14 protein-coding genes are annotated in these 14,288 nt (G+C 72.5%); 7 read left to right on the forward strand and 7 right to left on the reverse strand.

Features of this window, described 5'->3' with window-relative positions:
* Positions 1-42: 42 nt before the first annotated feature.
* On the forward strand, positions 43-1,407 hold the full coding sequence (locus ABZ848_RS43895) for a CoA transferase (protein WP_360841207.1): 1,365 nt from the start codon (positions 43-45) through the stop codon (positions 1,405-1,407).
* A 100-nt stretch (positions 1,408-1,507) separates the two neighbouring features.
* The gene (locus ABZ848_RS43900; RefSeq protein ID WP_360841208.1) at positions 1,508-2,518 is read left to right on the forward strand and encodes a CopD family protein; all 1,011 of its coding nucleotides are present in this window, start codon (positions 1,508-1,510) and stop codon (positions 2,516-2,518) included.
* Between the two features lie 37 nt (positions 2,519-2,555).
* Here ABZ848_RS43900 and ABZ848_RS43905 read toward each other — a convergent pair whose 3' ends face one another.
* The 6 genes from ABZ848_RS43905 to ABZ848_RS43930 form a co-directional block, all read right to left on the reverse strand.
* Positions 2,556-3,602 carry a zinc-dependent alcohol dehydrogenase family protein gene (locus tag ABZ848_RS43905; RefSeq protein WP_360841210.1) on the reverse strand — a complete coding sequence of 349 codons (1,047 nt, stop codon included), beginning with the start codon at positions 3,600-3,602 and terminating at the stop codon, positions 2,556-2,558.
* Positions 3,603-3,715: 113 nt separating this feature from the next.
* Entirely contained in the window at positions 3,716-4,429 is a 714-nt protein-coding gene (locus ABZ848_RS43910) for a VIT family protein (protein ID WP_360841212.1), read from the reverse strand.
* Between the two features lie 84 nt (positions 4,430-4,513).
* Positions 4,514-5,746 (reverse strand): amidohydrolase family protein, encoded by a 1,233-nt coding sequence (locus tag ABZ848_RS43915; RefSeq protein WP_360841213.1) that lies wholly within the window; start codon positions 5,744-5,746, stop codon positions 4,514-4,516.
* Positions 5,743-7,047, reverse strand: coding sequence for an amidohydrolase family protein (locus tag ABZ848_RS43920; RefSeq protein ID WP_360841272.1), 1,305 nt, complete (start codon positions 7,045-7,047; stop codon positions 5,743-5,745). Before ABZ848_RS43920 ends, ABZ848_RS43915 begins: the two co-directional genes overlap by 4 nt.
* A 29-nt stretch (positions 7,048-7,076) precedes the next feature.
* Positions 7,077-7,961: an SDR family NAD(P)-dependent oxidoreductase gene (locus ABZ848_RS43925; RefSeq protein WP_360841215.1), complete on the reverse strand. Its 885-nt coding sequence runs from the start codon at positions 7,959-7,961 to the stop codon at positions 7,077-7,079.
* Positions 7,961-8,758 carry an acetoacetate decarboxylase family protein gene (locus ABZ848_RS43930; RefSeq protein ID WP_360841216.1) on the reverse strand — a complete coding sequence of 266 codons (798 nt, stop codon included), beginning with the start codon at positions 8,756-8,758 and terminating at the stop codon, positions 7,961-7,963. Before ABZ848_RS43930 ends, ABZ848_RS43925 begins: the two co-directional genes overlap by 1 nt.
* A 153-nt stretch (positions 8,759-8,911) precedes the next feature.
* Between ABZ848_RS43930 and ABZ848_RS43935 the strand changes: the two genes are divergently transcribed.
* The 5 genes from ABZ848_RS43935 (at position 8,912) to ABZ848_RS43955 (ending at position 13,701) form a co-directional block, all read left to right on the forward strand.
* Positions 8,912-9,892: a DEDDh family exonuclease gene (locus ABZ848_RS43935; RefSeq protein ID WP_360841218.1), complete on the forward strand. Its 981-nt coding sequence runs from the start codon at positions 8,912-8,914 to the stop codon at positions 9,890-9,892.
* 80 nt (positions 9,893-9,972) lie between these two features.
* Positions 9,973-10,206, forward strand: a complete 234-nt coding sequence (locus ABZ848_RS43940) for a hypothetical protein (RefSeq protein ID WP_242774322.1) — start codon at positions 9,973-9,975, stop codon at positions 10,204-10,206.
* A gap of 60 nt (positions 10,207-10,266) precedes the next feature.
* The gene (locus ABZ848_RS43945; RefSeq protein ID WP_360841220.1) at positions 10,267-11,064 is read left to right on the forward strand and encodes an SURF1 family protein; all 798 of its coding nucleotides are present in this window, start codon (positions 10,267-10,269) and stop codon (positions 11,062-11,064) included.
* An 88-nt stretch (positions 11,065-11,152) separates the two neighbouring features.
* Entirely contained in the window at positions 11,153-12,940 is a 1,788-nt protein-coding gene (locus tag ABZ848_RS43950; RefSeq protein ID WP_360841274.1) for a glycoside hydrolase family 15 protein, read from the forward strand.
* Positions 12,941-12,945: 5 nt separating this feature from the next.
* Positions 12,946-13,701: an SDR family oxidoreductase gene (locus ABZ848_RS43955; RefSeq protein WP_360841222.1), complete on the forward strand. Its 756-nt coding sequence runs from the start codon at positions 12,946-12,948 to the stop codon at positions 13,699-13,701.
* 3 nt (positions 13,702-13,704) lie between these two features.
* Here the strand turns inward: ABZ848_RS43955 and amaP are convergent, their stop codons facing one another.
* A complete protein-coding gene (gene amaP / locus ABZ848_RS43960) occupies positions 13,705-14,283 on the reverse strand; it encodes an alkaline shock response membrane anchor protein AmaP (protein ID WP_360841224.1) in 579 nt (192 codons plus the stop codon).
* Positions 14,284-14,288: the final 5 nt, after the last annotated feature.

Below are 14,288 nucleotides of genomic sequence, written 5' to 3' on the forward strand. Positions count from 1 at the left end.
CTCGTCCATATATTGATTCAGTCAATACTGCATAGTGAAGTAATGACTGGAATCAAGTTGGCATGGTCCGCGGTGGGCGGCGATCCCGCCCTTCTCCCGCGGGTTTCGACCATCGTGCGGGAGGGCGCTCTCGAAGGGCGCCTTCCCGTACGGGAGCTGGCGCGGGCCTGTGTCGGGGCCTGCGCGCTGGCTGCAGCCGAGCTCGGGGCGCGGCGGGCCGGGCTCGCCGAGGTGCCCGGTGTGCGGGTGGACGACGGGGCGGTCGCGACGGCGTTCCACAGCGAGCGTCGGCTGCGGATCGACGGGCGGGCACCGGTCGCCTTCGCGCCGATGTCACGGTTCTGGCGGACGGCCGACGGCTGGATCCGGACCCACGCCAACTATCCGCATCACCGGGCGCGGCTGCTGGGCGTGTTGGGGGTGCCGGAGGACGTGGGAGCCGTCGAGGCGGCCCTGGCCGAGCGGTCCGCGGCAGAGGTCGAGGAGGCCGTCTACGCGGCCGGTGGACTGGCCGTGGCGCTCCGGACGCCCGAGGAGTGGGCCGCGCACGAGCAGGCCGTCGCGGTGGCGGCCCGGCCGCTCGTCGAGCGTGACCGGCTCGACTCCGCACCCGCGCGCGTGCTCGCGCAGGTCGACGGGACTCCGCTGCTGCCCGCCGCCGGGCTGCGCGTCCTGGACCTGACCCGGGTCCTCGCGGGTCCGGTAGCCACCCGCACGCTCGCGCTCCTCGGCGCCGACGTCCTGCGCGTGGACTCCCCTCAGCTGCCCGAACTCCCCGACCAGCACGCCGACACCGGCTTCGGGAAGCGTTCGGCGGTGCTCGACCTGGCACGGGACCGGCGCGCCTTCGAGGAGCTGCTGGCCGCGGCGGACGTGGTCGTCACCGGGTACCGGCCGGGGGCACTGGACCGGTTCGGGCTGTCCCCGCGGGCGCTGGCCGAGCGGCGGCCGGGGCTCGTCGTGGCGCAGGTGTCGGCGTGGGGCGCGTACGGGCCGTGGGGCGAGCGGCGGGGCTTCGACAGTCTGGTGCAGGTCGCCACCGGGATCGCGGCGATCGAGGGTTCCGCGGCGCAGCCCGGTGCGCTGCCCGCGCAGGCCCTCGACCACGGCACGGGATACCTGCTGGCGGCGGCCGTCCTGCGGGCGCTGACCGAGCAGTCGTACGAGGGCGGCAGCCGGTTCGTGCGGCTGGCGCTGGCCCGTACGGCCCACTGGCTCGTGGACGGCACGGGGACGGGCGACGTCGGGGAGCTCTCGTACGACGGGCCGGAAGCCTGGCTCGGCGAGACGGACAGCGCGCTGGGGCGGCTGCGGTACGCGCTGCCACCGGTTTCCTTCGAGGGCGGTCCGGCGGACTGGGCATGCCCGCCGGTGCCCTGGGGATCCCAGCCGGCCCGGTGGATGTGAGTCATGGGGTGCCCAAAAACGTACCTACGGCCGGATTGCCGTACCGCCAGTTGTTTTACTGCAGTTGCCCGGTTCTGCGACGGCTGGTGAAGATCTTGAGGTGACCTTGATAAGACCCACGGCCGGGGTGGCCGACGCGAGCGGGCCCGTACGGCGTCCCGGTGTGGGCCGGGCCGTCGCCGTCCTCGTCCTGGTGGCGGTGGGCGCGCTGATACCGCTGCTCGGGCCCTCCGCCGCGCTGCACGGCACCGGGGAGGCCTCGGCCCCCGGCGTCGGTGGCATCGCGCTGCTGCGGGCGGTGCTGATCGCCGCGCTGTGCGTCCCGGTGGGCGAGTTCTTCGTCAACCGTCTGGCCCGTTCGCTGCCCGGCGCCTCCGAGGAGGTGCCCCGCAGTTGGGCTCCGTACACGGCCGTCGCCGGTCTCGTCGCCGCGCTGGGGCTGGCCTCGGTGGTGTCGACGGGCAACCTGGTGCCGCACAGCCTCGCCCAGATCGACGTCGGCGGCCTCTACGCCTCACGGGACGGCAAGCTCGCGCTGATCGAGGTCAACGCCTTCCTGGTGGCCGCGGTGTGCGCCCGTTCGCGCCGCCCCGCCACCCAACTGTGGCCGGTGGGCGCGGTGATCGTCGCGGAGGCCCTGCGCGCGCATCCCACCACCGAGCACAACCCGCTGCTCGGGTCCGGACTGACACTGGTGCACCTGACGTGCGCGACCCTGTGGGCGGGCGGTCTGCTGCACGCGCTGCGGACCCTGCGGCGGTGGCACGGCAGTACGGCGGGTGCGGCCCTGCTGGGGCTCTACGCGCGCGTGGCCGCCGTGCTCCTCGCCCTCATCACCGCGACCGGGGTGTGGAGTTCGCTGCGCCGCATGCCGTCGGGGACGATCCTGGACCAGCTGACGACGACGGCGTACGGGCGCACCCTGCTCGCCAAGGTGTTCCTCGTGGCCGCCGTCGCCGTGCTCGCCCTGTGGGCGCGGTTCCGGCTGCGCCGCGCCGCCGACCCGCTGACCGCCTGCTCGCCCGCGCGTGCGGAAGTCGTCGCGCTGGGTGTGGTGGTCGTGGTGTCGGGGCTGTTGACGGCCTTGCCGCTGCCGATCCGTTGGTCATGACACCGATCAAGTACCGATCAAGTGTTGACCGGCAGACTCAACCGTTGGTGACCAGCACCTTCAGCGCGACCCGCTCGTCCATCGCCTTGTAGCCGTCGGGCACGCCCTCGACGTCGACCGTCATGTCGAAGACCGGCGAGGGGTCGATCGTGCCGGCGAGCACGTCGGGCAGCAGGTCCGGGATGTACGCGCGGACCGGGGCGACTCCGCCGCGCAGCGCGATGTTGCGGTCGAACATGACGCCGAGGTCGAGGCCGGTGCCGCTGCCGTGCGGGACACCGACGAAACCGATCGCGCCGCCGTCGCGGGTGATGTTGACGGCCGTACGCATTGACTGTTCGGTACCGACAGCCTCGACGACGGCGTGGGCGCCCTGGCCGCGGGTGAGTTCGCGGACGGCCTCGACGGCCGCGTCGCCTCGCTCGGCGACGACGTCGGTGGCGCCGAAGCGGCGAGCGATGTCCGTGCGGACCTGATGGCGGCCGAGGGCGATGATCCGCTCCGCGCCGAGCCGCTTGGCGGCGAGCACCGCGCACAGGCCGACGGCTCCGTCGCCGACGACGGCGACCGTGGCGCCGGGGCGGGCTCCGGCACCGAGGGCCGCGTGGTGGCCGGTGCCGAGCACGTCGGAGAGGGTCAGCAGGGCGGTCAGGAGGTGGTCGTCGGACGCGGCGTCCTTGGGGAGCTGTACGAGCGTGCCGTCGGCGAAGGGGACGCGCACGGCCTCGCCCTGGCCGCCGTCGTGGCCGACGGAGCCCCAGAAGCCGCCGTGCTCGCAGGACGTCGTAAGGCCCTCTCGGCAGTAGTCGCAGACGCCGTCGGACCACATGAAGGGGGCGACCACGAGGTCACCGCGCCTGACGGTGCTCACCTCGGAGCCGGTCTCCTCGACGAAACCGAGGAACTCGTGGCCGATCCGCTGGCCGGGCTGCCGGGCCGCCTCGCCGCGGTAGGCCCACAGGTCGCTGCCGCAGATGCAGGCGCGCAGCACCCGCACGACAGCGTCGGTGGGCAGCTGCACCACGGGCTCGGGCACGTCCTCCACGCGCATGTCGTACGGGGCGTGGATGGTGGTGGCGCGCATGTCGAGGGTCCTTCTCGTGCGGGGTGTAGAGCGCGCCCCGGGGGTGGTCGGGCGCACTTCACCGTACGCCGTGAGCTGCGCGGGGCGCGCATCGAGGGGCTCGGGGCCCATGGCTACACGCCGGCCACTCCCAGCAGCGTTCCGGCCGCATAGGTGACGCCCATCGCCAGGGCGCCGCCCACGACGTTGCGGAGCACCGCCCGGGCGGGGTCCGCCGCGCCCAGGCGGGCGCTCACCCATCCGGTGAGGACCAGGGCGGCCAGCACCGACACCACGGTGACCCACAGGCGCCAGCCCGCGGGTGGGAGGACGATCGCGAGCAGGGGCAGCAGCGCGCCCACGGTGAACGCCAGGAAGCTCGCCCACGCCGCGTGCCAGGGGTTCGTCAGCGAGTCGGGGTCGATTCCGAGCTCCACGCGCGCGTGTGCCCTGAGCGCGTCCCGTTCGGTCAGCTGCTCGGCCGCCTCCCGGGCCACCTCGCGGGACATGCCCCGCTCCTGCAGCAGCTGGGTCAGCTCCTCCAGTTCGGCCTCCGGCTGCTCGCGCAGTTCCCGGCGCTCCAGGGCGAGGGCGGCCATCTCCGAGTCGCGCTGGGTGGAGACGGACACGTACTCGCCGGCGGCCATGGACATCGACCCGGCGAGCAGCCCCGCGAGGCCGGCGGTGAGCAGGGCCGAGCGGTCGTCCGTCGCACCGGCCACGCCGACGACGAGGCCGGCGGTGGAGACGATGCCGTCGTTCGCGCCGAGCACCCCGGCACGCAGCCAGTTCAGCCGCTCGGCCAAGGCACCGCCGTGGGCCTCACCGCTGTGCGTTGGTTCCGTCACACGGGGAGAATGCCACCCCGGCCGCGGCCGCAGGGGCACCGACGCTCCCCCGACGACCTCGGCCGCGCACGGACGCCCCCGCCGTCACCACACCCGCACCCTCGCCCCCCGCGCGAACAACGGACTCGTCGCGTCCGCCGGCGGCTCCTCCAGGGGCTCCGCGAGTTCCGCCACCGTCGGGCCCACCTTCGCCGCGATCGGGTCCAGGAGGTCGAGGTCGAAGCCGTAGACGCGGGCCGCGTTGCCGCCCAGCATCGCCGTGAGTTCCTCGCGCGGGACGCCCGCGTAGGCGAAGCGCAGGCCCTCGCGGGTGTACGGGTACGTGCCCTCGTCGTGCGGGTAGTCGCTGCCCCACATGATCTTGTCGACGCCGATGCGGTCGCGCAGCGGCACCTCGTGGGGCCGCATGAAGCTCGCGCCGACGAAGCAGTTGTCCTGCCACACCTCGGACGGGGGCTTGCCCATGCGCGCGGCGAGGCCCGCGCCGAACTTGGACTCGGCGGTGCTCGCCTTCGTCGCGGCGGCGACCAGGCGGCCGTGGTAGTAGTCCAGCATGTCGAGCACCCCGGGTATCCAGCCCGAGCCCTGCTCGGTCAGGACCAGCTTCAGGCCGGGGTGGCGGCGGAAGGCGCCGCCGAACACCAGGTGCCACAGGGCGCGGTGGGAGAACCAGGTCGTCTCGACCATGAAGACCGCGCGGGCCGCCGGTTCGTCGCCGAGCGGCGGGGACGCGGAGCCCGCGTGGTGGTTGACGGGGACGCCGAGTTCCTCGCAGACCGCCCAGATGGGGTCGTACGCCTGCGAGTAGAGCTCCGGCAGGCCCGAGCCCGGCGGGGTGCCGGGCAGCATCAGGCCGCCTTTGAGGCCCGCGGAGGCGGCCCGGCGGATCTCCTTGACGGCCTCCTCGACGTCGTTCAGGAGGATCTGGAAGACGCCCGCGCGCCGGCCCGGCGCGGCGGCGCAGAAGTCCGCGAGCCAGCGGTTGTGGGCGCGCAGCCCGGCCCAGCGCCGCTCGAACTCCTCCGGCGCCGGGGCGTGCGCCATCAGGGAGCCGGACGGGAAGAACGGCGGGATGGTGTTCGGGAACACGACCTCCGCGACGATGCCGTCCTGCTCCAGCTCCGCAAGGCGGCGCTCGGAGTTCCAGTTCTTGTCGGCCGTGTCGGCAAGCAGGTCCTCGTACGGGTTGACGTACGTGGCGGCCCAGTCGTCGAACTCGTCGTGGTAGCGCTTCTCCAAGTACGGCTTGTAGTCGAGGAGATCGGCTCCCGCGTGGCAGTCGGCCGAGATCACCGTGTAGCGGTCCTGAGCACTCATCGGTCCACCCCCGACACAGGAGAGTCGTTGCCCAGCACAGGGAAGTCATGGTCCGTCAGCCAGTGCCGGCCCACCTCGCGCGAGCGCGCCCAGGACGCCTCCACCGCCTCCTGGTCGTCGTCCTGGCCGAGGTCGGCCGGGGTGGGGCCGATGCGGCGGGCCAGCGGGGTCAGCTTCTCGACGTCGAAGCCGAAGACCTCGGCCGCCGCCAGGCCCAGCATGCGGCGCGTCTCCGCGACCGGGATGTCGTGGAAGGTGCGGCGCAGCCACGCGCGCGTGTCGGGCCAGGTGCCCTCGGGGTGCGGGAAGTCGCTGCCCCAGAGGATGTTGTCGACGCCGATCTCGTAACGCTGGGCGAGTTCGCGGCGCTTGGTGTTGGTCGCGCAGATGAAGACCTGGCGGTCGAGGTACTCGCTGGGCGGACGCTTCAGCTCCGCGAAGGGCGACAGCTTCTTGCCGCCGTGCGCGCCCAGGTAGAGGCGGTCCATGAACCACAACAGGTTCGGCAGCCACCAGCAGCCCGACTCCGCCACCCCGAACCGGAGACCGGGGTGGCGTTCGAAGACGCCGGACCAGAGGAGGAACCAGAGCGGGCGGGCCGGCCACCAGGTCACCTCGCTGACGAAGATGCCCAGATGGTCACCGTACTCGTGGCGCGGCGCCGATCCGGAGTGCGTGATCACCGGCATCCCGCAGTCGGCCGCGGCGGCCCACACGGGGTCGTAACGCCGGTCGTGGTAGGGCTCCTTGGCACCCCAGAGAGACGGGATCATGATCGCGCGGAGCCCGGATTCCCGGGCCCTGTGGATCTCGGCGACCACCTTCGGCACCTCGGCCGTGATCGGCAGCAGGGCGACTCCGCAGTGCCGTTCGGGGTTCTCCGACACGAACTCGGCGAGCCAGCGGTTGTGCGCCTGCGCGCCCGCCATGCCGAGTTCCGGGTCGTGGTCGCCGGACAGGCCGAGGCCCACGCCGAAGGGCGCCGCCGTCTGGCTGTCCACGGCGTCGGCGTCCGGGAAGACCACCTCGGCCGCGACCCCGTCGCCGTCGAGCTCCTTCAGCCGCTGCGCGGTCTCCCAACCCCCGCGCAGGCCTTCCTCGTTGTCGTGGAACCACTTGGTCGCGAACGCCTCGTTGCGGATGCCGAGCCGGGTCATGTCCTCGCGACGCCGTTCGCGTCCGGCGAGGAACTCGTCGAAGTCCCGGTGGAACCGCGCGTCCAGATAGGGCCGGTACTCCTCGGTGGGCAGTCCGGCGTGGCAGTCGGAGGAGATGATCAGGTACGGCTCCCGGTCGGTCACATCGACCCCCAAGTCGGTCCAGGATGCGGTCAGTCGAGGATGAAACTCTCCAGGTACGACGGGTTCGTGCGGTCCAGCATCGACTGGGCCCGCGCGCGGATCTGGGCGTCGCTGCGCTCACTGGGCGGCAGCAGCCAGAAGCGGTCGGCGCGGATGCCCTCCACCACCAGCTCCGCGACCTCCTCGACGGGCGTGAAGTCGACCTCCTTGCCGGCCGCGCGCATCGCTCTCTCCCACTGGTCGAGGGTGCGGTACGGCGTCTTCCGCGGCCGCTCCTTCGCGTACCGCTCGGGCCGGTTGCGGTGCGACTCCCACAGGCCGGTGCGGAGCATGTGCGGGCCCGGGAAGAGCACCGACGCGCCCACGCGCGCGTGCTCCGCCCTGAGGTGGGCGTACAGGGACTCGGTCATGGTGACGACGGCCGCCTTGGTGACGGCGTACACGGAGGCGGTGGGCAGGGGGGCGATGCCACCGTCGCCGGAGGATGTATTGACCACATGACCGGGTTGACCCGACTTGATCATGTGTGGAAGGAACGCCTGTATGCCGTGGAAGACGCCCCACACATTGACGGAGAAGGCCCACTTCCAGTCGTTCGGTTCGTGCTCCCACATCCGGCCCTCGGCGCCCGAGCCGACCCCGGCGTTGTTGCAGAGCACATTGACGGCGCCGTACGTCTCGTACGCCGACTCGGCGAGTTCGAGCACCTGCCGGCGCTCCCCGACGTCGACCACGCGCGCGTGCACCTCGGCGCCCTCGGCCCGCAGATCCGCGGCGGCCTTGTCGAGCGCGGTCTCCTCGACGTCGGCGAGGACCACCTTCAGCCCCTCGGCCGCGAACCGCCGGGCCATCGCGAGCCCGACCCCGCTCGCCGCCCCGGTGACGACGGCGACCTGCCCCGCCTGAAGCTCCATCAGGCGCTCCCCTCGGGAGGGCCGTCGTGGACGTGCAGGGGATCGTCGTAACGCTGGTGGATGTACGGCAGCAGGGCCTCCGCGCTGACCCGTTCGACGACCCTGCCGCGCTGGTCGCTGGTCTTCTCACCGATGGTGATGTCGAGGAGCCGGAGGACCGGGAGGTCGGCCACCGGGTCGTACATGGACTCGCGCAGGACGACGTCCCCGGTGACGCGCTCCAGCCGGCGCACCTTCTCGTTGCGCACGCAGTGCACGAGGACCGGGTCGGCGTCGAAGCCCGAACCGTCCACCGCGGGAAGGAACTTGAAGTAGAAGTCGGTCTTCCGGCCGGGCTCCGGCAGCGGCAGCTGACCGCTCACCGCGCCGCGCACCTCGACGAAGGCGATGCCGTGCCGGGCCAGCGAGGCACGGACCAGGAGCCCGTCCCGCTCCACCGTCACCTCGCCCAGCTTCTTCGGCTCCCCGAAGACCTCACGGCCGCCCGTGAGGGCCCGCTCATGGGTCATCGGCATGACGAGCGGATACCAGCCGTCGATGTCGTCGTGCCGGGCGGCGACCGCGAACGAGCCCGCGCCCAGCGGGTATCCGGGCAGGTCGACCTTGCTGATGTTGACGCGGGCGAGCGGCCGGTCGGCCGGTTTCAGCGGGGGCGGCAGGACCGCGGCGAGCGCGTCCGGGTCGGTCTCCCACACGGCCACGACCCCGGTGGACCAGATGTCCGGGAGCTGTGCGCTCGCCGTGCGGGCGGCGCCGATCTCCGCCTCGGTGCGTGGGCCGTACCGTACGCGTGTCATCCGTCGTCCCGCCCCTCACAGACCGTCAACCGTCGGGCGGGGAGCACGCTTGCACCAGGTGCGCGAAAGGTCCATAGCCGCGAGCCCGGACATTCCGTGCGCGCGGCCCCTGTTGGCCGGGACTGTCAGTCCCGGCCCGTATCCTCAGGAACCATGCTCGAAGACCGTACGACCGCAGCGTCCTCCCCCATGGTGTGGCCGGCCGCGTATCCCCAGGGGTACGCGGTCGTTGACGTGGAGACCACGGGCCTGGCCCGGGACGACCGGATAATCTCCGCGGCCGTCTACCGCCTGGACGCGCGCGGCGAGGTCGAGGACCACTGGTACACGATGGTCAACCCGGAGCGGGACCCGGGGCCGGTGTGGATCCACGGTCTGACGAGCGAGATGCTGGAGGGCGCGCCCCTCTTCACGGACATCGCCGAGGAGTTCGCCACCCGGCTCGAGGGCCGGGTGCTGGTCGCGCACAACGCGGTCTTCGACTGGCAGATGATCGCGCGGGAGTACGCGCGCGCGGAGAGCGAGGCGCCGGTGCGGCAGCGACTGTGCACCATCGCGCTCTCCAAGGAGCTGGGCCTGCCGCTGCCCAACCACAAGCTGGAGTCGCTGGCCGCCCACTTCGGCGTCGTGCAGCAGCGCGCGCACCACGCGCTGGACGACGCGCGCGTGCTCGCGGAGGCGTTCCGGCCGAGCCTCATGGCCGCGGCGGCAAGGGACGTACGGCTGCCGCTGCTGGAGTGCCGGCCGCTGACGGAGTGGACCGACCGGGCGGTGCCGCGCCAGTCCGGCGGCTACGGGAGCTATCGGCCGACCAGTTGGCGCCCGGCCCGCAAGCGGCCCGCCTGTCCGCACCCCAACCCCGGGCGTTACGAGGACGGCAGGCCGCTCAAGCAGGGCATGCGGGTCGCGTTCTCCGGCGACACCTCCGTCGAGCGGGACCTGCTGGAGGACCGCGCGGTGGAGGCGGGGCTGCATGTCGCCACCAGCATCTCCCGGCTGACCAGTCTGCTCGTCACGAACGACCCGGACTCGGGCACGTCGAAGGTGGTCAAGGCGCGCCAGTTCGGGACGCCGGTGGTGGACGAGGCGGCGTTCGGACAGCTGCTGAGGGACGTCGCGCCGGCGGACGAGTGACCCGTACGGACGGGTGATTGCGACGCGACTCGCCCGCCGCCCGCTCGCCCGCGCGGCGCCGACGGCTCACCCTGTGGCGCATGGCGAGATGCGAAGTTTGCGGCAATGACTACGGAATGACCTTCGAGGTGCACGCGCAGGGCGCGATTCATGTCTTCGACTGCTTCTCCTGTGCGATCCATCGCATGGCACCCATCTGCGAGCACTGCCGGGTGCAGATCATCGGACAGGGCGTCGAGGCCGAGGGCCAGTGGTACTGCGGTGCCCACTGCGCCCGCGCGGCCGGGAAGGCCGGCATCGTCGACAAGGTCTGAGCACCCTCCCGGAGCACCCCTGGCGAGAGCACCCCGCGACCCGAGTTGTACGGTCGTGGGGTGTACCGCTTCCTGTTGACCCGGCAGTGGGTGATCCTCACGCTGGTCGCCCTCCTCCTCATCCCCACGATGATCAGGCTGGGCATCTGGCAGATGCACCGCTACGAGGAGCGCAGCGCCCGCAACCAGCTGGTCTCCGACGCGCTGCACGCCAAGCCGGTGCCCGTGGAGGAGCTGACCTCGGCGGGCCACACGGTGACCACCCACGACCGGTACCGCACGGTGACGGCGAAAGGTCACTTCGACACCGACGACGAGGTCGTCGTCCGCCGCCGCACCAACTCCGACGACGAGGTCGGCTACCACGTCCTGACCCCGTTCGTGCTGACGGACGGCAAGGTGGTGCTGGTCAACCGCGGCTGGATCCCGTCCGACGGCCCGAGCCAGACCACGTTCCCGAAGGTCCCCGCGCCGCCGAGCGGCCAGGTCACCATCCAGGGCCGGCTGATGCCGGACGAGACGACCGCGGCGAGCGGCATCAAGGACCTCAAGGGCCTGCCCGACCGGCAGATCATGCTGATCAACAGCGAGGAGCAGGCCCGGCGGCTGCACGCCGAGGTGCTCGGCGGCTACCTCCAGCAGACGGCACCCGAGCCCAAGGGCGACACCCCGGAGCAGATCTCCGACCCGGGCAAGGAGGACGCGCCGCTCAACTACGCCTACATGATCCAGTGGTGGCTGTTCGCCGCGGGCGTCCCGTACGGCTGGTGGGTGCTGGTGCGGCGCGAGCGCCGGGACCGGGCGGAGAAGGCGGCCGAGGAGCAGGCGGCCGAGACCGGGGAACCCGCGGCGGTCTGAGCCCCCGCCCACCGCGGCCGCCCCGGCGCCTCACTCACCCGGCCCACCGCCGGATTGCCCCGTGGCCCCGCCGGGAACCCGCAACTCCGTGCACCCCCGTATCGAGGACTACGCGCTCATCGGCGACGAGCAGACGGCCGCCCTGGTCGGCAGGGACGGGTCCGTCGACTGGCTGTGCCTGCCCCGGTTCGACTCGGCGGCCTGCTTCGCGCGGCTGCTCGGCGACGAGGAGAACGGCCACTGGCGGATCGCCCCCAAGGACGCCGACGGCCCCTGCACGCGCCGCGCCTACCGCCCCGGCACCCTGGTCCTGGACACCGAGTGGGAGACCGCCGAGGGCACCGTGCGGGTCACCGACCTGATGCCGCAGCGTGAGCGCGCCCCCGACGTCGTGCGCATCGTCGAGTGCCTGGCGGGCCGGGTGACCGTCCGCAGCACGCTGCGGCTGCGCTTCGACTACGGCTCGATCGTGCCCTGGGTGCGCAGGTCCGGCGGGCACCGGGTGGCCGTCGCCGGGCCCGACTCGGTCTGGCTGCGCAGCGAGCCCGAGGTGCACACCTGGGGCAAGGACTTCGGCACGCACTCGGAGTTCACGGTCGAGGAGGGCGAGAAGGTCGCGTTCGTCCTCACCTGGCACCCCTCGCACGAGCCGCGCCCGAAGCTCCTGGACCCGTACAAGGCGCTGCGCACCAGCGTCCGCGACTGGGAGAAGTGGTCGAAGCGCTGCCGCTACGACGGCCCGTACCGCGACGCCGTCGTGCGCTCCCTGATCACCCTCAAGGCCCTCACCTACCGGCCCACCGGCGGCATCGTCGCCGCTCCCACCACCTCGCTCCCCGAGGAGCTGGGCGGCGTCCGCAACTGGGACTACCGCTACTGCTGGCTGCGCGACTCCACCCTCACCCTGAACGCGGGCCTCTCGGCGGGCTACCGGGAGGAGGCCGAGGCCTGGCGGAACTGGCTGCTGCGCGCGGTCGCGGGCGACCCGGCCGACCTGCAGATCATGTACGGCCTCGCGGGCGAGCGGCGGCTGCCCGAGGTGGAGCTGCCGTGGCTGAGGGGGTTCGCCGAGTCGGCGCCCGTACGGATCGGGAACGGGGCCGTGGACCAGCTGCAGCTGGACGTGTACGGCGAGGTGATGGACTCGCTGTTCCTGGCCCGCAGTTCTGGCCTGTCCACGAAGCCGCACATGTGGGCGATCCAGTGCTCGCTGGTCGAGTGGCTGCGGTCGCAGTGGCGGCAGCCGGACGAGGGGCTGTGGGAGGTGCGGGGCGGGCGGCGGCACTTCGTGCACTCGAAGGTGATGGTGTGGGTGGCCGCCGACCGGGCCGTGCGCACGCTGGAGCAGCACCCGAAGCTGCCGGGCGACCTCGACGGCTGGCGGGAGCTGCGGGACGAGGTGCACCGCGAGGTGTGCGACAAGGGCTTCGACGCCGGGCGGAACACCTTCGTGCAGTCCTACGGCTCCCGGGAACTCGACGCCGCGCTGCTGCTCATCCCGCGCGTCGGCTTCCTGCCGCCGGACGATCCGCGGGTCGTCGGCACGGTCGACGCGATCCGCGCGGAGCTGGACCACGGCGGCTTCCTGCGCCGCTACAGCACCGACGGCACCACGGTCGACGGACTGCCCGGCGAGGAGGGCACCTTCCTGGTCTGCTCGTTCTGGCTCGCGGACGCCCTGCACATGACGGGCCGGCGCAAGGAGGCCCGGGAGCTGTTCGAACGGCTGCTGGGGCTAGCCAACGACGTGGGGCTGCTCTCCGAGGAGTACGACCCCGTGCAGGGCCGCCAGCTCGGCAACTTCCCGCAGGCGTTCAGCCACATCGGACTGGTGAACACCGCTCTCGCCCTGTTCGGGGACGAGGGGGCAGGATAGAGACCATGGATCTTGGACTGAAGGACCGGGTGTACGTCGTCACCGGGGCCACCCGTGGCCTCGGCAACGCCGCCGCGCGTGAGCTGGTCGCCGACGGCGCGAAGGTGGTCGTCACCGGGCGGGACGAGAAGCGGGTCGCCGACGCGGCGGCGGAGTTGGGGCCGAACGCGGCGGGGGTGGCCGTCGACAACGCGGACGCGGACGCGCCGGCACGGCTGATCGCGGCGGCGCGTGAGCGGTTCGGCGGGTTCGACGGGATTCTCGTGAGCGTGGGCGGGCCCGCGCCGGGGTTCGTCGCCGACAACACGGACGAGCAGTGGCAGGCCGCGTTCGACTCGGTGTTCCTGGGGGCCGTCCGGCTCGCGCGCGCGGCTGCCGCCGAGTTGGAGGCCGGGGGTGTCATCGGGTTCGTGCTGTCGGCTTCGGTGCACGAGCCGATTCCGGGGCTGACGATCTCGAACGGGCTGCGGCCGGGGCTCGCCGGATTCGCCAAGTCCCTTGCGGACGAGCTGGGGCCGCGGGGAATCCGGGTCGTGGGCCTGCTTCCCTCGCGCATCGACACGGACCGCGTGCGGGAGCTGGACGGAATGTCCGCCGACCCGGAGGCGACGCGTGCCGCGCACGAGTCCCGTATTCCGCTGAGGCGTTACGGGACTCCGGAGGAGTTCGGGCGTGCGGCGGCCTTTCTCATGTCTCCGGCCGCCTCCTACCTGACCGGGATCATGCTCCCCGTGGACGGCGGAATGCGGCACGGATTCTGAAGTTCAACTGACCCTTTCCGCACGGTGTTTGACGGCCTTCATGCGGACCTCCGCCGGGAGCGCCGCGAGGCCCGCCGAATTCCTGGCGTGCATCAAAGCCTCGGACGTGAGGTGTTGCAGGGCCGTCCCCGGGTCCACGTGCGGTTCCAGCAGCAGCTGCACGCGGGTCTCGGGGGCCGTGCGGCGGCCGGTCAGGTGGACGCTCGCCTGGGCCACGCCGTCCAAGTCGCCTGCCTCGCTTGCCAGTACGCCCTCCAGGGCCCGGCCGCGCAGCAGCGCGCCCTCGCCGTCGCCGGTGTCGACCAGCACCTCGGCCAGCCGGCGCCGGCGCAGGTTGGCCGTCAGCCACCACAGGGCGACGAGGACCAGGACCGCCAGCGCGGCGATGACCGCCGGCCACCACCAGCCGTGGTCCTGCCAGCGCGTGCGCTCGGCGTCGCTGAGCAGGACGTCGTGACGGCCGTCGTGGATCCACCAGGACGGCGGGTTCGCGCCGAGGCCGACGGCGAGGACGGCACCGCCCAGGAGCAGGAGTACGAGGCCCACGAAGCCGATCAGTACGCGGTTGACGATCCTCAGCATCGCCG

It is taken from the genome of Streptomyces sp. NPDC047081 (assembly GCF_040643775.1).
Lineage (GTDB): Bacteria > Actinomycetota > Actinomycetes > Streptomycetales > Streptomycetaceae > Streptomyces.